The 16,398-nt window shown below is 57.1% G+C and carries 18 protein-coding genes; 11 read left to right on the top strand and 7 right to left on the bottom strand.

Annotation, left to right across the window (positions count from 1 at the left end; translation table 11 throughout):
* Window positions 1-7: 7 nt before the first annotated feature.
* Window positions 8-925 carry a methylated-DNA--[protein]-cysteine S-methyltransferase gene (locus tag ACQY4Z_RS11890; protein WP_428529474.1) on the bottom strand — a complete coding sequence of 306 codons (918 nt, stop codon included), beginning with the start codon at window positions 923-925 and terminating at the stop codon, window positions 8-10.
* Window positions 926-1,005: 80 nt separating this feature from the next.
* The gene (locus ACQY4Z_RS11895; protein WP_428529476.1) at window positions 1,006-1,467 is read right to left on the bottom strand and encodes an Lrp/AsnC family transcriptional regulator; all 462 of its coding nucleotides are present in this window, start codon (window positions 1,465-1,467) and stop codon (window positions 1,006-1,008) included.
* A gap of 115 nt (window positions 1,468-1,582) precedes the next feature.
* On the opposite strand from ACQY4Z_RS11895, the gene rocF reads away from it, so the two are divergent.
* Both rocF and ACQY4Z_RS11905 read left to right on the top strand, forming a co-directional pair.
* On the top strand, window positions 1,583-2,536 hold the full coding sequence (gene rocF, locus ACQY4Z_RS11900; protein WP_428529539.1) for an arginase: 954 nt from the start codon (window positions 1,583-1,585) through the stop codon (window positions 2,534-2,536).
* 7 nt (window positions 2,537-2,543) lie between these two features.
* The gene (locus ACQY4Z_RS11905; RefSeq protein WP_428529478.1) at window positions 2,544-3,632 is read left to right on the top strand and encodes an ornithine cyclodeaminase; all 1,089 of its coding nucleotides are present in this window, start codon (window positions 2,544-2,546) and stop codon (window positions 3,630-3,632) included.
* 105 nt (window positions 3,633-3,737) lie between these two features.
* On the opposite strand, the gene pyrF is transcribed toward ACQY4Z_RS11905, so the two are convergent.
* Entirely contained in the window at window positions 3,738-4,463 is a 726-nt protein-coding gene (gene pyrF, locus ACQY4Z_RS11910; RefSeq protein ID WP_428529480.1) for an orotidine-5'-phosphate decarboxylase, read from the bottom strand.
* Window positions 4,464-4,707: 244 nt separating this feature from the next.
* Here pyrF and hisB point away from each other — a divergent pair, with 244 nt between their 5' ends.
* From hisB to coaA, 8 genes are all read left to right on the top strand, one after another.
* Complete coding sequence (hisB, locus tag ACQY4Z_RS11915; protein WP_428521545.1) at window positions 4,708-5,301, top strand: imidazoleglycerol-phosphate dehydratase HisB; 594 nt, start codon at window positions 4,708-4,710, stop codon at window positions 5,299-5,301.
* Between the two features lie 132 nt (window positions 5,302-5,433).
* Window positions 5,434-5,937, top strand: coding sequence for a DUF2628 domain-containing protein (locus ACQY4Z_RS11920; RefSeq protein WP_428521547.1), 504 nt, complete (start codon window positions 5,434-5,436; stop codon window positions 5,935-5,937).
* Complete coding sequence (gene hisH, locus ACQY4Z_RS11925) at window positions 5,934-6,587, top strand: imidazole glycerol phosphate synthase subunit HisH (RefSeq protein ID WP_428521549.1); 654 nt, start codon at window positions 5,934-5,936, stop codon at window positions 6,585-6,587. Before ACQY4Z_RS11920 ends, hisH begins: the two co-directional genes overlap by 4 nt.
* A gap of 19 nt (window positions 6,588-6,606) precedes the next feature.
* Window positions 6,607-6,894: a DUF1330 domain-containing protein gene (locus tag ACQY4Z_RS11930; RefSeq protein WP_428521551.1), complete on the top strand. Its 288-nt coding sequence runs from the start codon at window positions 6,607-6,609 to the stop codon at window positions 6,892-6,894.
* Between the two features lie 6 nt (window positions 6,895-6,900).
* Window positions 6,901-7,644 (top strand): 1-(5-phosphoribosyl)-5-[(5-phosphoribosylamino)methylideneamino]imidazole-4-carboxamide isomerase, encoded by a 744-nt coding sequence (gene hisA, locus ACQY4Z_RS11935; RefSeq protein ID WP_428521553.1) that lies wholly within the window; start codon window positions 6,901-6,903, stop codon window positions 7,642-7,644.
* The gene (gene hisF, locus ACQY4Z_RS11940) at window positions 7,641-8,420 is read left to right on the top strand and encodes an imidazole glycerol phosphate synthase subunit HisF (protein ID WP_428521555.1); all 780 of its coding nucleotides are present in this window, start codon (window positions 7,641-7,643) and stop codon (window positions 8,418-8,420) included. Before hisA ends, hisF begins: the two co-directional genes overlap by 4 nt.
* Before the next feature lie 35 nt (window positions 8,421-8,455).
* The gene (locus tag ACQY4Z_RS11945; protein WP_306149148.1) at window positions 8,456-8,779 is read left to right on the top strand and encodes a phosphoribosyl-ATP diphosphatase; all 324 of its coding nucleotides are present in this window, start codon (window positions 8,456-8,458) and stop codon (window positions 8,777-8,779) included.
* A 50-nt stretch (window positions 8,780-8,829) separates the two neighbouring features.
* Window positions 8,830-9,795, top strand: a complete 966-nt coding sequence (gene coaA, locus ACQY4Z_RS11950) for a type I pantothenate kinase (protein WP_428521557.1) — start codon at window positions 8,830-8,832, stop codon at window positions 9,793-9,795.
* Between the two features lie 92 nt (window positions 9,796-9,887).
* On the opposite strand, the gene ACQY4Z_RS11955 is transcribed toward coaA, so the two are convergent.
* The 4 genes from ACQY4Z_RS11955 to ACQY4Z_RS11970 form a co-directional block, all read right to left on the bottom strand.
* Window positions 9,888-11,594: a methyl-accepting chemotaxis protein gene (locus ACQY4Z_RS11955; RefSeq protein WP_428521559.1), complete on the bottom strand. Its 1,707-nt coding sequence runs from the start codon at window positions 11,592-11,594 to the stop codon at window positions 9,888-9,890.
* A gap of 164 nt (window positions 11,595-11,758) precedes the next feature.
* Window positions 11,759-13,561 carry a hypothetical protein gene (locus ACQY4Z_RS11960; protein WP_428521561.1) on the bottom strand — a complete coding sequence of 601 codons (1,803 nt, stop codon included), beginning with the start codon at window positions 13,559-13,561 and terminating at the stop codon, window positions 11,759-11,761.
* A 139-nt stretch (window positions 13,562-13,700) separates the two neighbouring features.
* Entirely contained in the window at window positions 13,701-14,258 is a 558-nt protein-coding gene (locus ACQY4Z_RS11965) for an ActR/PrrA/RegA family redox response regulator transcription factor (protein WP_428521563.1), read from the bottom strand.
* Between the two features lie 99 nt (window positions 14,259-14,357).
* The gene (locus ACQY4Z_RS11970; RefSeq protein ID WP_306149151.1) at window positions 14,358-15,683 is read right to left on the bottom strand and encodes an ActS/PrrB/RegB family redox-sensitive histidine kinase; all 1,326 of its coding nucleotides are present in this window, start codon (window positions 15,681-15,683) and stop codon (window positions 14,358-14,360) included.
* A 186-nt stretch (window positions 15,684-15,869) separates the two neighbouring features.
* On the opposite strand from ACQY4Z_RS11970, the gene secB reads away from it, so the two are divergent.
* Complete coding sequence (gene secB, locus ACQY4Z_RS11975; RefSeq protein WP_133952712.1) at window positions 15,870-16,373, top strand: protein-export chaperone SecB; 504 nt, start codon at window positions 15,870-15,872, stop codon at window positions 16,371-16,373.
* The last annotated feature ends 25 nt before the right edge of the window (window positions 16,374-16,398 follow it).

Consider the following 16,398-nt stretch of genomic DNA (forward strand, 5'->3'; position numbering starts at 1 on the left):
GTTTGGGTCAAACGCACTCCAGAACCGGGCCTGACAAGCCAGTTTCCCAGCCCAAAATGGCGCGTTTGCGGGTGAGGCCCCAGTGATAACCGCCGAGTTTTCCGCCTTTGGCCAAGACCCGGTGGCAGGGCACGACGAAGGAAATCGGATTGCGCCCCACAGCGGTCCCGACGGCCCGGGACGCTTTCGGTTTGCCAAGGCAGGCCGCAATATCCGAATAGGTGGTTGCCTTCCCCATCGGGATTTTCAAAAGGGTCTGCCAAACACGGATCTCAAAATCAGTCCCAATCATGACGATGTTGAGCGGTTGATCTTCCTGCCACTTCTGTGGGTCAAACACCCGGCCTGCATATTTGGCCGTTTCTTCCGGATCGTTGTGAAAGCTTGCCGCCGGCCAGCGCTCGCACATATCGCTGAGCGCGCTGTCCTCTTCCCCGGGATCCGCAAAGCCGAGACCGGCCAGGCCTTTGTCGGTGGCCATGATCAGCACCTGGCCGAAGGGCGAGGGATGAAATCCGTAGGCGATGTTCAAACCGGCACCGCGATTGCGGTAATCCCCCGGGGTCATCGCTTCATGGGTGACAAAGAGATCGTGCAACCGGGATGAGCCCGACAGACCAACCTCATAGGAAGCATCCAAAACGCTTGCCGTATCGCGCAGCAACGCTTTGGCGTGATCCAGTGTAATCGCCTGAAGAAACTGTTTCGGTGTCAGTCCGGCCCAGCGCGCAAACACCCGCTGCAACTGGATCGGCTGCAGTCCGGCTTCCTTCGCCAACAATTCAAGGGTCGGCTGATCCCGCCAGTCTTCTGTGATCCGTTTCAGCGTTTGGCGGACAACTGCATAGTTTTCAGCTGCTTCCTCACCGACAGAGATCGGCTTGGGGTCAGACGCCAATTGGGAAAGGTCGAGTGCCTTGGTCATGTCAAAACCATCGTTTCCTGTAATTCGACCAGACTATATCTCCCGCGAGTAGGGACTTCGACCCGATTTGCGAGCCATTCTCACCCAAGCGCATCCTTGAAGTGATCGGCCGAGACAGCAGGGCCCTTTCGCGTGCTCAAAAGGATGTTGGTTTCCGTTCCAGCAATCCCTTCAATCAGCCGGATGCGATGAAGGGCATCATCAAAAGCTTCCAGGTCTCTGGTGGCGATTTCCAGAACAAGGTCCCACTTGCCGTTCGTTGAGTGAATGGCGCGCACTTCGGTCATCGCCGCGAGTGCCTTGCTGACTGGATCGGTATTCCGCCCGTCAACATGAACAAGCGTCACGGCCCTGACCGGCAAGTCCCGCCAATCATCTCTGAGAACTGCCGTGAAACCCAGAATTTCGCCGGTTTCAATCAGTCTTTCCATGCGGGAGCGGACCGTTGCTCGGGAGACTTTCAAATCAATTGCCAAATCGGAAACCGACCTGCGGCCATCGTGGCGCAGGAGCGAGACCAAACGTGTATCAAGATTGTCCATACTATCATTCTGATAAATTATAGTTCTCAAAATGATAGATCTCAGCACTATTTTGATCAAGTCTCTGGATTTACTCCGCCGCGTCACATCCGCACTCTTTGCCCGAATAATTGTCATGGGTGCAGAGGCAGAAACCTTGAAGCAGAATATCGTTCTTGTCGGAGCTCCGGTCGAAGAAGGTACCGGGCGGCGTGGCTGCCTCATGGGCCCTGATGCCTACCGGACGGCGGGACTTGCCAACACCCTGGAAGCCCTTGGCCATCACGTCCGCGATGACGGCAATCTGCAACCGGAAACGGTGGATGATGTCCGACCTCCCAACGGGACCGTGAAGAATTTTGGCGCTTATGCCGGCTGGACACGATCGCTTTTCAAGAAAGCCTCCGACCTCGGAACCGGTGACAGTTTTCCGATCTATCTTGGCGGTGACCATTCCCTGGCCGCCGGAACCGTGGCCGGACAGGCTAAGGCTGCTGCTGAAAAGGGCCGGCCCCTGTTTGTGCTCTGGCTCGACGCCCACTCTGACTTTCACACGCTGGAAAGCACGGACAGCGGCAATCTGCATGGAACACCGCTTGCGTTCGCTTGTGGCTTGCCGGGATTTGATGCCGTGCTTGGCGCGCCCTTGACCCACCCGGTTTCGGCAGATCGGGTGGAAATCATGGGCGTGCGGTCCATTGATGAGGCTGAGCGAGACTTTCTTGTCCGGCATGGCGCCGGTGTGTCCGATATGCGCCGGATTGACGAAGAGGGGATCGGTAAACTCCTTCACCCTTTCTTGGAGCGCGTACGCGCCGAAAATGGCCTGCTGCACGTAAGCCTCGATGTGGATTTCCTGGATCCGGACATTGCTCCAGCCGTCGGCACCACCGTTCCGGGTGGAGCGACGTTCCGTGAAGCGCACCTGGTCATGGAAATGCTTCACGACAGCGGCCTCGTGACATCGCTCGACCTCGTTGAACTCAACCCCTTTTTGGATGACCGCGGCAAGACCGCCCGTTTGATGGTCGATCTGACCGGCAGCTTGTTCGGCCGCCGCGTCTTCGACCGTCCGACACGCAGCTATTGAGGACCCCATGACAAAGACCCTTCACAACCCGAACCCGTCCGATCTGGCTTACGTGCCTTTTGTCAGTGTCGACAACATGATGCGCAACGTCCGGGCCATTGGTGCCGAGACTTTCATGCGCGGCATCGCCGACTACATCGAGAAGGATTTCCGCCGTTGGGAGAGTTTCGACAAGAAACCCCGGATTCCGGCACATGCACCGCAAGGCGTGATCGAGTTGATGCCCGCGAGCGATGATGAGTATTTTGGATTCAAATACGTCAACGGACACCCGGGCAATACACGCACCGGCATGCAGACCGTAACCGGCTTTGGGGTGCTGTCGCGCATGTCGACCGGCTATCCGGTGCTGTTCACGGAAATGACGATCCTGACCGCGCTGCGAACAGCTGCCAATTCTGCGCTCGCGGCGAAATATCTGGCGCCAAAGAACTCAAAAACCATGGCGATCATCGGAAATGGCGCACAGTCTGATTTCCAGTGTCTGGCTTTCAAGGACATGCTCGGCATCACCGATATCCGCGCCTATGACATTGAACCGGCGGCCAGCCTGCGGCTTGCGCGAAACCTCGCGCACTCCGGACTGAATGTGACGATCTGCAAAACGCCGGAAGACGCTATTGAAGGCGCTGAAATCATCACAACGGTAACCGCCGACAAACGCTATGCCACGATCCTGACCGACAACATGGTGGGGTCTGGCGTCCATATCAATGCGATTGGCGGCGACTGCCCTGGTAAGACCGAACTGCACAAGGACATCCTGCTCCGGTCAGATATCTTCGTGGAACTGACCGAACAGACCCGAGAAGAGGGCGAACTCCAGCAACTTGATGCCGATCATCCGGTGACAGAACTCTGGAAGGTCTATTCAGGCCAAGCGGAGGGCAGAACCTCTGACACTCAGATCACGTTGTTCGACAGCGTCGGCTTTGCCATCGAGGACTTTTCCGCTCTGCGGTATGTCAACGATATGCTGCCAAGCACCGGTCACTTCGAAAAACTAGACCTTCTCGCAGACCCGGACGACCCGCGCGATCTCTACGGCATGGTTCTGCGCTCAGATGCCAGCAATGGCGACGACAGGGCAGCCTGATAAAGTCGCGAATATGGCCGTGCTGCTAGGAGATGAAACGTTAGGAAGCCTTGGGCCAATCCCACTGCTGTCCTGCTAAGGTTTCGGGCTCCTTTGCATCTCACCTCAAAGCGCTGAAGAAATTTCATCAACGACGGCTTCGGCGGCGGCTCTCGGGTCATCTGCCCTTGAAATCGGGCGGCCGATGACGAGATAATCGCTGCCGGCCTTGATCGCGTCGGCCGGTGTCATCACGCGACGCTGGTCACCTGCAGCGCTGCCCGCTGGCCGGATCCCGGGTGTGACAATGACCAGCTCATCGCCGAGAACCTTGCGCATTTCTGCAGATTCTGTCGGCGCGCACACAATCCCCCCCATTCCGGCAAGCTTGGCATCCCTTGCCCGCGCTTCGACAACACTTGCAATCGGACCTGTATATCCGGCGGCAACCAGATCGCCTTCATCCATCGACGTCAGCACCGTCACTCCAAGAATGCACAAATCCGGATTGCCCTCTTCCGCCAGACCCTTCAGCGCGGCGCGCATGGTTTTGGGATAGGCATGCACCGTCATGAAGGTCATGCCCATCTTTGCGACATTACGCACCGCTTTGGTGATTGTGTTGTCGATATCGTGGAGTTTCACGTCCAGAAAGATTTTATGGCCGCTCTCGGCAAGATCACGGGCAAACTCGAGACCGCCGGCAAACTGCAGTTCCATGCCGATCTTGTAGACACCGACCGTACCTTCCGTCTGTTTGACCAGCGTCTCCGCCTCAGCGACGGTCGGAACATCCAGCGGCAGCATCAAGCGCTCGAGCGCTGTTTTCGGGGCAAAGCGGCTTGTCGGCATTGGGAACTCCTCGAGGCGAATTTGCCCGTTCCTAACACCAAGGATATCGCCGCACTACCGAATATCGCAGGCCCCTTGTGAGCTCTTCTCACAAACGATGTTACAAACAACCAATACGGACCCACTTGCCGGCAGCGGACAAATGAAGCAAATGGTCTTGTTTTCAACTATTTTCTTAAATGGTTCAGGCTGCTACAACTGCGCCGCCGGTCAGCTTTGACGGCTCAAAAGGAGATAGCCCTTCATGCGCACAGCGAGCGTATCGCGCGACACCAAGGAAACCAAAATTTCGGTCGAGATCAATCTGGACGGAACGGGCACCTATGACGTCCAGACCGGTGTCGGGTTCTTCGACCATATGCTGGAACAACTGGCGCGCCATTCGCTGATCGACATTAAGGTCCGCGCGGACGGCGACACGCATATCGACTTTCACCACACGGTCGAGGACACCGGCATTGCCCTCGGTCAGGCCCTATCCAAGGCAATCGGAGACATGGCCGGAATTACGCGGTACGCGGACACGCATCTCGCCATGGACGAGGCCCTGACACGCTGCGCGCTGGATGTGTCCGGACGCCCTTTCCTTGTCTGGGACGTAACCTTTGATCGCGACAAGATCGGCGATTTCGACACGGAGCTGTTTGAAGAATTCTTCCGCGCATTTGCCATGAACGGCGGTCTGACGCTTCATATCGCCAATCTTTACGGATCAAACTGCCACCATATCGCAGAAACCTGCTTCAAGGCCGTGGCCCGGACGCTGCGCAAGGCGATTGAGATCGACCCGCGTCAGGCCGACCGCGTGCCGACCACCAAAGGTCAGCTCGGCGGTTGAGGCTAGAGCATCGGGCGTTTTGATTGAAACGCCCAAAGATGCTCGACCACTTAAAAGCGATCAGCTTTGGGCCGAAAATCGATTCTGATTTAACCCCCGCTGATCTAGCAACTTCGAAGAACGGATCGGCACATGACCAGTTACGTCGTGATGGCACCGCCCGAATTTGAATCGCTGAATGGCGACCGGGAAATCACCGGCCGGATGCAATTCGTGCCGGACAAGTTTTCGCCGCTTGCCTTCCTGTTTTCCATTCCGTGGATCCTTTATCATCGGATGTGGCTGGTGTTGCTTGGCTATTTGGCGGTCACCCTGGTCATTGAGATCGCCGCGCTGTCATTGGGCGGCGCTGCCATGGGCATCGCAGCCTTTGCGATTGCTATCCTCTTCGGGTTTGAGGCCCAGGCGCTGCGCTGCTGGTCCTTGGAGCGTAAGGGGTGGCAAATGGTCGGTGTTGCCGAAGGGAACGGCCGGGAAGAAGCTGAAATCCGGTTCTTCGCCAATCGCATGAACAAAGAACAGACCCCAATTACAAGAGACCAGCAGACCACGCGGCCCGCGACCAATCCGATCATCCCAAGGATCGGAAGCGAGCAGGTTGTCGGTCTGACCCTTGGTCCGGAGACCCGTCAATGACAATTGCGATCATCGATTACGGTTCGGGCAATTTGCGCTCGGCCGAAAAGGCGTTCGAGCGCGCGGCCCGCGCTCATGCCCATGTTCCCGACGTGATCGTCACCGCTGATCCTGACAGGGTGCGCAAGGCAGATCGGATCGTGCTGCCCGGTGTCGGAGCGTTCGCCGACTGTAAACGCGGCCTTTGGGCGGTTGACGGCATGCCGGACGCCCTTGAAGAGGCCGTTCACAAACAGGGCAAGCCGTTTTTCGGGATCTGCGTCGGCATGCAGTTGATGGCGAGCCGCGGCCTGGAATTTGAGACAATCGACGGTTTCGACTGGATCTCGGGCGATGTCACCGAGATGAAGCCAGCTGATCAAACCCTCAAGATCCCGCACATGGGCTGGAACACCATTAATGTGAAACCGGAAAGTCACCCGGTTTTCAAGGGGATCGAGACGGGACCAAACGGGCTGCACGCCTATTTCGTGCACTCTTATCATTTTTCCTGCGCCAACGACGCGGACCGGCTGGCAACTTTCGATTATGCCGGGACGTTTACGGCAATGGTCGCCAGAGACAACATGATCGGAACACAGTTCCACCCGGAAAAAAGTCAGCGGCTCGGTCTTGAGCTGATCGCCAATTTTCTGGACTGGACACCTTAAACAAGACGGGGAGAGAACAATGGCCAAAGGATATTGGGTTGCACGGGTCGACGTACGGGATCTGGATGGCTATCCGGCTTATGTGGAGACGGCAAAACCTGCGTTTGAACGCTTCGGCGCGAATTTCCTCGCCCGCGGCGGCAAAACCGACGCCATCGAAGGCCAGGGCCGTGCCCGGAACGTCATTATTGAATTTCCGAGCTTCCAACACGCGGTCGATTGCTATAACTCGCCGGAATATCAGGAAGCGGTCAAAATCCGCCAGAAAGTAGCCGATGGCGAGATCGTCATCGTGGAAGGAATGTAAGACAAGATGATCCTGTTTCCCGCCATCGACCTGAAAGACGGCCAGTGCGTGCGCCTCAAGCTCGGCGACATGGCTCAGGCGACCGTGTTCAATGACGACCCGGGCGCCCAGGCCAAGGCCTTTGAGGACCAAGGGTTCGAGTGGCTGCATGTTGTCGATCTGAACGGCGCCTTTGCCGGTGAAAGCGTCAACGGTGCTGCGGTCGATGCCATTCTGGCATCAACGAAAAACCCGGTTCAGCTGGGCGGCGGGATCCGGACCCTGGACCACATCGAAGCCTGGCTGGAAAAGGGTATCTCGCGGGTCATTCTCGGCACAGTCGCCGTGCGCGACCCGGACCTGGTGAAAGAAGCCTGCAAGAAGTATCCGGGCAAGGTTGCGGTCGGCATTGATGCCAAGGGTGGCTATGTCGCGGTCGAGGGCTGGGCAGAAACATCTGAACTGACCGCCGTTGATCTCGCCAAGCAGTTCGAAGATGCAGGTGTTTCTGCGATCATTTACACGGACATCGACCGGGACGGCATCTTGAAAGGCCTCAACATCCCGTCGACCCTGGAGCTTGCAAAAGCTGTCTCCATCCCGGTAATCGCCTCGGGTGGTCTTGCGTCGATCGACGACATTCACCGTCTTTTGGAACCGGATTGCGCCATTCTGGAAGGGGCGATCTCCGGCCGTGCACTCTATGACGGACGCCTCGATCCCAAGGAAGCGATGGATCTGATCCGCGCCAGCCGGAGCAAAAAATCATGACCCTCAAAGCCCGTGTCATTCCCTGCCTGGACGTGAAAGACGGCCGTGTCGTCAAGGGCGTCAATTTCGTGGATCTGGTTGATGCCGGAGACCCGGTGGAAGCGGCCAAGGCCTATGATGCAGCCGGAGCAGACGAGCTCTGTTTTCTGGACATCACCGCCAGCCATGAAGGCCGGGACACGATCTACGATGTTGTCCGCCGGACAGCCGAGGCGTGTTTCATGCCGGTGACAGTCGGCGGCGGTGTGCGCACCGTAGAAGACATCCGCAAGCTTCTGATTGCCGGGGCCGACAAGGTCTCGATCAACACAGCTGCGGTCAAAAATCCGGAATTCGTGAAAGAAGCCGCCGAGAAATTTGGCGCTCAGTGCATCGTTGTTTCGATTGACGCAAAGCAGGTCAACGAACCGGGTGAGCCGGACAAATTCGAGATCTTCACCCATGGAGGCCGCACCCCGACCGGGATCAATGCCATTGAGTTTGCCAAGAAGGTGGTTGCGCTCGGTGCAGGTGAGCTGCTGGTGACCTCAATGGACCGCGACGGTACCAAGTCCGGTTACAATCTGGCGCTGACCCGAGCGATTGCCGATGCGGTGCCGGTGCCGGTGATTGCTTCCGGCGGTGTCGGTACTCTGGATCACATGGTGGCGGGCATTCGGGACGGTCACGCGACTGCAGTGCTTGCTGCATCCATTTTCCATTTCGGCGAATACACGATCCACGAAGCCAAACAGCACATGACGGATGCCGGAATAGCTATGCGGATGGACGGCTGAATGCCGCATTTGAGCTGCCGCAAGGACATAGACCAATGACGAAGTTCACACTGGAAGACCTCGACGCCATTATTGCGGCGCGTGCGCAGAGCTCGGATGAGATGTCCTATACGCGCAAGCTGATCGGTAAGGGCGTTGCCAAATGCGCTCAAAAACTGGGGGAAGAAGCAGTGGAGGCGGCGATTGCGGCCGTCCAGGAAGACCGGAAGGAACTGACATCGGAAGCCGCAGATCTTCTCTATCATCTGCTGGTGGTTCTGAATGTCTTAAATGTTCCGCTGGATGATGTCATGGCAGAGCTTGCCGGGCGCACAGGACAAACCGGTCTTGAAGAAAAAGCATCCCGCCAACAGGAATAAATCCTGATAGGCTGATGCCGGCTGGCCACTGCAGCAGGGACGAAGGCACCATGGATCAGAAAGTCGCGACAGCGCTCGACATGGATTTGTCACCCTACCGGGTGTTTACCGAACGCCAGTGGTCGCGGCTGCGGGCCGATACGCCAATGACCCTGACCGCAAAGGAAGTCGCCCAGCTTCAGGGCCTCAACGCGCCGGTCTCCATGGAACAAGTGGAAGCGATCTATCTGCCGCTTTCGCGCCTTTTGGCCTTCTACGCTGAATCAACCGTTGGTCTGCACCAGGCAACCCAGGACTTTCTCGGCACACGGGATGGCAAAACCCCGTTTATCATCGGCGTCGCAGGCTCCGTATCGGTCGGAAAATCGACCACGAGCCGTGTCCTTCGGGAGCTTTTGGCCCGCTGGCCAGCCAGCCCCAAGGTCGACCTGATCACGACTGATGGCTTTCTGTTTCCGAATGCTATTTTGGAATCCGAAGGCCTGATGTCCAAAAAAGGATTCCCGGAGAGCTTCGACCGGCCCCGTCTTCTGAAATTCCTGTCCGACATCAAGGCCGGCAAGCGCCATGTTCGCGCGCCTGTTTATTCGCACTTCTATTACGATGTGATGCCAGGTCACACGGTGACCGTCGACAAACCGGACATTTTGATCGTCGAGGGTCTGAACGTCTTGCAGACGCGTGAGTTGCCGCGAGACGGTCGGGCTGTTCCTTTCGTCTCGGATTTCTTTGATTTCTCCGTCTATATGGACGCGGACGAAGAACTGTTGCGGCAATGGTACGTCGATCGCTTCATGCGCCTGAGGGAAACGGCCTTCCGCGATCCGGGATCCTATTTCCATAAGTTTTCGCGCATCACGGACAATGAAGCCGTGGAGACTGCAAACACGATCTGGTCGAACATCAACCTTGTGAACCTCCGGGAAAATATCCTGCCGACACGTCCAAGGGCCGATTTGATCCTGACCAAGAACGCCAGCCATCGGATCTCAAAAGTCGCGCTGCGCAAGATCTGATCAGCGATCTGGACAAATAGCCGAAGTCCAAAGGAAAAACCCGCGAGGCCAGTGCTCCGCGGGTTTCTAACTTTTTAGTTCGCCTGGCTTTATTAGGCCGCTGACCGCTTGCGGACTTCACTCAAGAACGTGGCAACCTGATCGCGCAACATGCTGGCGTTCTGCTCCAGCTGCTGTGCGGACGATTCCACATTTCCAGCCGTATCCCGCGTGTTTTCAGCGGCAGAAGCGACCGATTCAATGCTGGTCGTCACTTCCACAGTACTGCGGGAGGCTTCCGTTGCATTGGTCGCGATTTCCTGGGTTGCAGCGCCCTGTTCTTCGACAGACGACGAGATGGACGAGGCGATCTCGTTCATGTTGTTGATGATCTCAGTGACAGAAGAGATGGCGGTTGCCGCATGACCAGTCTCATCCTGAATTGCGGTGATCTGGCTTGAGATTTCTTCTGTCGCTTTCGAGGTCTGGGTCGCAAGCTCCTTCACCTCGGCTGCAACAACGGCGAAGCCTTTGCCCGCTTCGCCGGCCCGCGCTGCCTCGATGGTTGCGTTCAATGCAAGCAAGTTGGTTTGTTCGGCAATTGCCTGGATGAGGGTGACGACTTCACCGATGCGGCCCGCCGCTTCGGACAAACCGTTCATCCGCTGATTGGTTGCTTCCGCCTCATTGGCTGCCTTGGCCGCAATCTCGCTGGAGGATTGCACCTGACGGCGGATCTCGTTGACAGACGCCGACAGTTCTTCGGCGGCTGCCGCAACGGTTTCCACGTTGTGCGCGGCCTGGGAAGATGCGTTCGACACAAAACCGCTTTGCTCGGTCGTCTGAGCTGCTACACCGGTCATATCCGCAGACGCGGACTGCAGCCTTTGAACGGATGTGTCGATAATGTTCATCATCTCAGTGATCTGACGATCAAATTCCGCGCTAAGTTGCTGGATTTCCGCCCCTTTGCGCGCCGCATCTTCCTGGCTGACGTTCTGCTGTTCTTCCAGTTCACGGCGTTCGGCTTCATTCTTGACGAAGACCTCCATGGCTGCAGCCATTTGTCCGATCTCATCGCCCCGGTTAGCGCCGTCAATCGTGATGCCTACTTCACCATCGGCAAGACGGTTCATGTTGCCAGTCAGTTTGGTCAACGGAACGACTGTTGCACGCACGGCAAAGACGGCAATGCCCATTGCGATCAGCGCACCGACAACGGCAAGTGCGATGATCACAGTTGCTGCGCTCCAATAGGCAGCATCCAAGTCATCCATGTAGACGCCGGTGCCAAGCATCCAGCCCCATGGCTCAAACCCGGCACCCCAGCCGTATTTGGCAATCGCGACTTCGCTGTTTGCGCGTGGCCAATAGTAAAGCAGGGAACCGCCGCCGGCTTTCGCGGTCTTGATCAATTCAGCAACAATCTTCACCCCCGTCTTGTCGGTAAAGCCCATCATATTGGTACCGACCAATGACGTCTTTGGGTGGACGAGATTGTTGCCCGCATAGTCATAAACGAAGACGTAGTTGTCGCCTTCAAACCGCATGGCGCCGATAGCAGCCTTTGCGGTGGCCTGAGCATCTTCCCGGCTCATCGCGCCGGACGCTTCCTGCTCCTGGTAGTAGGCAGCGATCGTTGCTGCGCTGTTGGAAATGTCTTCAATCTTCGCGAGCTTCTGATCGAACATAGCCGAATAAAGGCTGTTCAAGCTGATGACACAGATCGCAATTGTGAAAAGAAGAATGGTGGCGATCGGTAGACTGATCTTCCAGGTGATTGGCCAGCGGGCGAATGACATTTCCGGTGATTCCCTCATTTAACTCCTGAGGGAAAGAAACATCGAACTGCTGACCAAAGGCTTAAAAGTTATGCGGTTTCGCAATCAAAAAAGGCATTTAGCCGTTATCTGGCAAAATTGGATCCAATAATTGCCTATAATCTATCTTTAGTTGCCTAAAGTAAAATCACTCGTTTTTGGATTTACCGTCTGGCGCAAAAAACATCCCGCAATCCTGGCCGCGACCAGCTGGCGTTCTGAAGCTGACCTTTCAGCACATGCCCCTGGGCCTCGAAGTAAAATGTATTTGCTCCGCCCTGACGTTGAAGAGTGACAGCGCCATAACCCATCTCAGCAACCGTTGCCGTCTGACCATCCGGCGAGAAGACGACATTGAGATCAATGCCCGCCGTGCACAGATAGTCCGCTACGTTGCCCCGCGCCGCCTGCTGCGGATAGGCCTGCGGAGAATTCAAACCGCCCACGCTTCCCGGGGGCACCGGACCACCCGGCAGTTGCCCTGGTTGACCACCGAACGTGTTTCCGAAGCCGCCAGGCACGGAGCCAGGAGCTCCTTGAACGACCACCTCGCGATAGGGTGTCCGGCTCACATAGATACCTCTGCATTGACCGTTTGCACCGCGCACGGTCCAAGCGTGGGAGACGTAGGTTTGCTGTTCCAGGATCTGCCCCGGCTCAAGGCGGGCATAGGGACGCTCACCGCCACGATAGTCGACCCAGTTCACCTCAATCACTTCTGCGCTTGAATTGCGGAAGATGATTTCGCCCGGCCTTTCAGCTTCCACAGAGCGGACACGGCCGAGTTCAGAACATGCGAGATCCGAACTCGGATCCTGACCCGGTGCAAGCCCGTTGTCGGACACGATCTGCTGCGGAATCGCGCATGTTGCGACAAACAGGCGGACAGGGTTCGCGCTTCCTCTCAAGGACACTGTGTAAGGCGGCAGACCTTCGACCGAGATTGACAGTTCCGATTGCTGGATCAACGCCTGCCACAAGGGATCAGTCATCTCCAGTGTCACTTGCGGGAGCGATACACCTGCTTCATTGGCATTGGAGGACCCGAAAGCGCTGTAGCTTGCGGAAAAATCACCGGCAACCAGCGAGACCGTCTGCGGCATACCTTCAATCAATCCGGCCGGGGCTTGCTGAAATGTCACCGCAGCAAAGCCGGACTGCGTGCTGCATTGCGCCCGGAAGTCCCGGTCATCGGTTTGCGGCACTGAGTGCTGAAGAACAGAAAGTGCCCCGGGTTGGCTGCCCGGCTCGGCAATCCACTCCCGTGTTTCGGATGGGGTCACAAGCACGGCCTGGGTATTGGCTTGTCCCGAATTGCCGGTCTGGTTGAGCCGGTCTTGCACCAGAGTTTCCAAGCCGCCCGGCAAAGCCGCGGTATCTGTCTGGCCGTCCGGCACCGAGATTGGTGTTTCAACCTGTTCCAGTGGCTTCAGACCACCAGCCAACGGTTCCAGGGACCCGGACGGACCCGTATCCACCGCCGACAGATCAACCGGATCCGGGGATCCAGTGTTCTGGTTCGACTGAGGTGTTTCCGACGTCGCTGTTATTTGCTGCTCAGGCGCACTGGTGCTCGGCCCGGCTGCCACACCGGATCCCGCGCCAACAACGCGTGCAACGGCACCCGGCTTTTCGTTGCTCGTCACATCGACAAGCAAAGTGTTTCCGCTGCAGATGTTGGCGTCCCTGTGAAGAACCCGGCTGTTTTCCAGCGTAATTTCGAGCTTGATATCGCAGGGAGGCAACGAATTGCTTCTGCCGATCGTGTCAATCACAACGCCCTTGTCGTCCCGATTGATAATCGGCCGGTAGCGCTTGTTGAGGGTGACGGACCGGATCCCTGGCTCAGCTGGCTCCACATTGATACGCAAGGTCTCCGGCGCAGATTGTGCGTTTACGTCTTCGATCGCGCCGAGCGCACCGAGACCAATAAAGGCCATGAGACCTGTGCGGAACAAAATTGACATATCAGTCCTGGCAGCCGAGCGCCGCATTGGCGATCTCCATGAGAGCGCGATGGGATAATCAGTTGCGATTACTTAGGCAAAGTGGCACCGAAAGGGCAAGCCTCCCGTGTTTCTAACAAACCTATCGATTGACCAGACCCTAGCGTGGAGCGCGCTTTGCCAAAATACGCTGCAACGTGCGCCGGTGCATGTTGAGCCGCCGCGCCGTTTCAGAAACGTTGCGATCACACAGTTCATAGACGCGCTGGATATGCTCCCAACGCACCCGGTCTGCCGACATTGGGTTTTCAGGCGGCTCGGCCTTATCTTCCGGTTTCCGTGCCAAAGCTGCAATGATGTCATCAGGGTCCGCAGGTTTTGCCAGATAGTCGATTGCGCCCATCTTCACCGCAGTCACCGCAGTCGCGATGTTTCCATATCCGGTTAGAATGATTGCACGGGCATCAGGGCGCCGGGCCCGGATTTGCTGGATGACATCCAGACCGTTTCCGTCTTCCAGGCGCATGTCGACAATAGCAAACGCCGGAGCATTCTGGCTGATTTTGACGACGGCATCCTGCAAACCGTCAGCTGTCTCCGTGCTGAAACCACGTTTTTCCATGGCCCGGGCCAGTCTTTGCTGGAAGGGCTTGTCGTCATCAACGATGAGGAGGCTCTTGTCCTCAAGGCTTTCAATCGAAACAATCGGATCTGTCATACCGCACAACCGTTTATTGCTTTACGCGGTTACCGCCTGTCTGGATGAAACTTGGGCAATTATTGCCAAGGCGGAACTGCATTTTCTCTGGTTATGGGGCTAATCGGTCGTTTCGTCCACTCCTTGATGCCGTTCAAAGACCTCTCGCGGCCAACTGACGCGGATCATGGCACCTCTGGACCCTGGTCCGAGATTGCCGAGCTGAACCCGGGCCCCTGTGCGCTCCAGCAGCGTTTTGGCAATAAATATCCCGAGCCCCAGGCCACCGGCCGTGCCCTTTCCCCGCGATTTTCCACCGCGAATTGACACATAAGGATCACCGATTTTGCTGAGGATCTCTTGGGCAAAGCCCGGTCCATCGTCTTCGATGGTCAGGCTCAGTGTCTTGTCGTCCCATGCGGCCGAAACGGTGACGCTGGATTTTGCAAAGTCGATCGCATTCTCAACCAGGTTTCCAAGGCCATAGCGGATTGCAGCGTTTCGCGTACCGATCGGTTCCGGGCCTTCTCCCTCCAGAACCGGGTGGATCGGCACGCCGGTACCACGATACGGATCGATCACGTCTTCAATCAGCTGCGACACCGGCATGCTCTGATAAGTCTTGTCCTCTTCGCTTGATAGGCTCGTCAGCTGTTTGAGGATCGTACGGCAGCGTTCTGCCTGTGATCGGATCAAAGCCACATCTTCGCCGCGGGGGTCACCGGTATCGAATTCATCGGAGAGTTCCTTGGCGACAAGATAGATCGTTGCCAAAGGCGTGCCGAGCTCGTGGGCTGCGGCTGTCGCCAACCCGTCCAGTGCATTCAAATGCTGCTCGCGCGCCAAGACAAGTTCTGTTGCCGCCAAAGCATCCGCCATCTGACGGGCTTCCTCGGCAACGCGAAAGGCATAGATCGCCATGAACACAAGCGTCAAAACGAGCGCGACCCAGATGCCGACGGAATAGACCACCGGCAAACGGAACTCATTGCCAACCGGCCAGGGCAATGGGAAATGGTAGACTGCAAGAATGCTCGCACACAGCGTTGCCAACGCGCCCAAAAGGACAGTGTGACGCGCCGACAAACCGGCAGCCGACACCATGACCGGCGCCATCAATAGGAACGCAAAGGGATTGCCCAGCCCTCCAGTTAAGAAAAGCAGTCCGCTCATCTGCAGGATGTCATAGCCGAGCTGGATCACACCGCCGCGCTCTGACAGACGCGTCACCGCAGGAGCTCTGATTTTCAGGAAGATATTGAGCCAAGCCGACATGGCGACGAGCGCAAAGGCAGGCACTGCCGGCAAGGGATACCCAAGTCCCACATGCACTGCGAGCAGCGCGATGGTTTGACCGCCGATCGCCAGCCAGCGAAGGCGAACGAGTGTATCGAGTTTCAGATGCCTGTGCTGCAGGAGGACGGTGGAAGTTGGATCATCAGCCATCTGTCCCTTTTGATACGGTTTTCCGGGACTGACAAGCCGCCATTCCCCACCCGGGCCTTGTATCTGGCCCCTCTAAATGGTAGCCAGCCGGGGAATGGTGGTTGTAGGCAGACGCGGACCTGCAGCCAGTTGGGGCGGCAACGCCCTTTACCTTGAAACAGCACCGCGCAACGGAATTATACAACGATGACCGACACCAATGACGGCGGCGCAGCCCCGCAGGCGGAAGGCGCCGATGCTGCACCGGGCATGAACATCCTTGGCCAGTACATCAAGGATCTTTCTTTCGAAAACCCGAATGCACCGCGCTCCCTAATCCAGGGTGAGCAGCCGAAGCTCGACATCAATGTCAATGTTGGCGCCCAACAGGTCGGCGACGACCAGTTCGAGGTGATCCTTACCCTGAACGCCAAGGCTGAACGCCCGGACATGGTCATGTTCAATGTTGAACTGGTCTATGCAGGCCTGTTCAAGATCTCTGGCGTTCCGGCGGATCACATGCACCCGTTCGTGATGATCGAATGCCCGCGCATGCTGTTCCCGTTCGCGCGCAACATTCTGTCTGAAGCAACCCGCAACGGTGGTTTCCCGCCGCTGATGCTAGACCCGATCGATTTTGCACAGCTGTACCGCCAGAACATGGCAAACCAGGCCGCAGATCAGCAGGCTGGCGAGCAAAAGCCGAATTAAGCTTTCCGCCATAAACGACAAAAAC

It is taken from the genome of Roseibium sp. (assembly GCF_965276855.1).
Lineage (GTDB): Bacteria > Pseudomonadota > Alphaproteobacteria > Rhizobiales > Stappiaceae > Roseibium.

What these genes read in the sequence shown, in the direction of transcription:
- ACQY4Z_RS11945 (WP_306149148.1), top strand. Translation starts at nt 8,456, where the DNA reads ATGACGAAGTTCACACTGGAAGACCTCGACGCCATTATTGCGGCGCGT.
- ACQY4Z_RS11905 (WP_428529478.1), top strand. Translation starts at nt 2,544, where the DNA reads ATGACAAAGACCCTTCACAACCCGAACCCGTCCGATCTGGCTTACGTG.
- hisH (WP_428521549.1), top strand. Translation starts at nt 5,934, where the DNA reads ATGACAATTGCGATCATCGATTACGGTTCGGGCAATTTGCGCTCGGCC.
- pyrF (WP_428529480.1), bottom strand. Translation starts at nt 4,463, where the DNA reads ATGCCGACAAGCCGCTTTGCCCCGAAAACAGCGCTCGAGCGCTTGATG.
- hisF (WP_428521555.1), top strand. Translation starts at nt 7,641, where the DNA reads ATGACCCTCAAAGCCCGTGTCATTCCCTGCCTGGACGTGAAAGACGGC.
- hisA (WP_428521553.1), top strand. Translation starts at nt 6,901, where the DNA reads ATGATCCTGTTTCCCGCCATCGACCTGAAAGACGGCCAGTGCGTGCGC.
- secB (WP_133952712.1), top strand. Translation starts at nt 15,870, where the DNA reads ATGACCGACACCAATGACGGCGGCGCAGCCCCGCAGGCGGAAGGCGCC.
- ACQY4Z_RS11960 (WP_428521561.1), bottom strand. Translation starts at nt 13,561, where the DNA reads ATGTCAATTTTGTTCCGCACAGGTCTCATGGCCTTTATTGGTCTCGGT.
- ACQY4Z_RS11970 (WP_306149151.1), bottom strand. Translation starts at nt 15,683, where the DNA reads ATGGCTGATGATCCAACTTCCACCGTCCTCCTGCAGCACAGGCATCTG.
- ACQY4Z_RS11955 (WP_428521559.1), bottom strand. Translation starts at nt 11,594, where the DNA reads ATGAGGGAATCACCGGAAATGTCATTCGCCCGCTGGCCAATCACCTGG.
- rocF (WP_428529539.1), top strand. Translation starts at nt 1,583, where the DNA reads ATGGGTGCAGAGGCAGAAACCTTGAAGCAGAATATCGTTCTTGTCGGA.
- ACQY4Z_RS11930 (WP_428521551.1), top strand. Translation starts at nt 6,607, where the DNA reads ATGGCCAAAGGATATTGGGTTGCACGGGTCGACGTACGGGATCTGGAT.
- ACQY4Z_RS11890 (WP_428529474.1), bottom strand. Translation starts at nt 925, where the DNA reads ATGACCAAGGCACTCGACCTTTCCCAATTGGCGTCTGACCCCAAGCCG.
- ACQY4Z_RS11920 (WP_428521547.1), top strand. Translation starts at nt 5,434, where the DNA reads ATGACCAGTTACGTCGTGATGGCACCGCCCGAATTTGAATCGCTGAAT.
- hisB (WP_428521545.1), top strand. Translation starts at nt 4,708, where the DNA reads ATGCGCACAGCGAGCGTATCGCGCGACACCAAGGAAACCAAAATTTCG.
- coaA (WP_428521557.1), top strand. Translation starts at nt 8,830, where the DNA reads ATGGATCAGAAAGTCGCGACAGCGCTCGACATGGATTTGTCACCCTAC.
- ACQY4Z_RS11965 (WP_428521563.1), bottom strand. Translation starts at nt 14,258, where the DNA reads ATGACAGATCCGATTGTTTCGATTGAAAGCCTTGAGGACAAGAGCCTC.
- ACQY4Z_RS11895 (WP_428529476.1), bottom strand. Translation starts at nt 1,467, where the DNA reads ATGGACAATCTTGATACACGTTTGGTCTCGCTCCTGCGCCACGATGGC.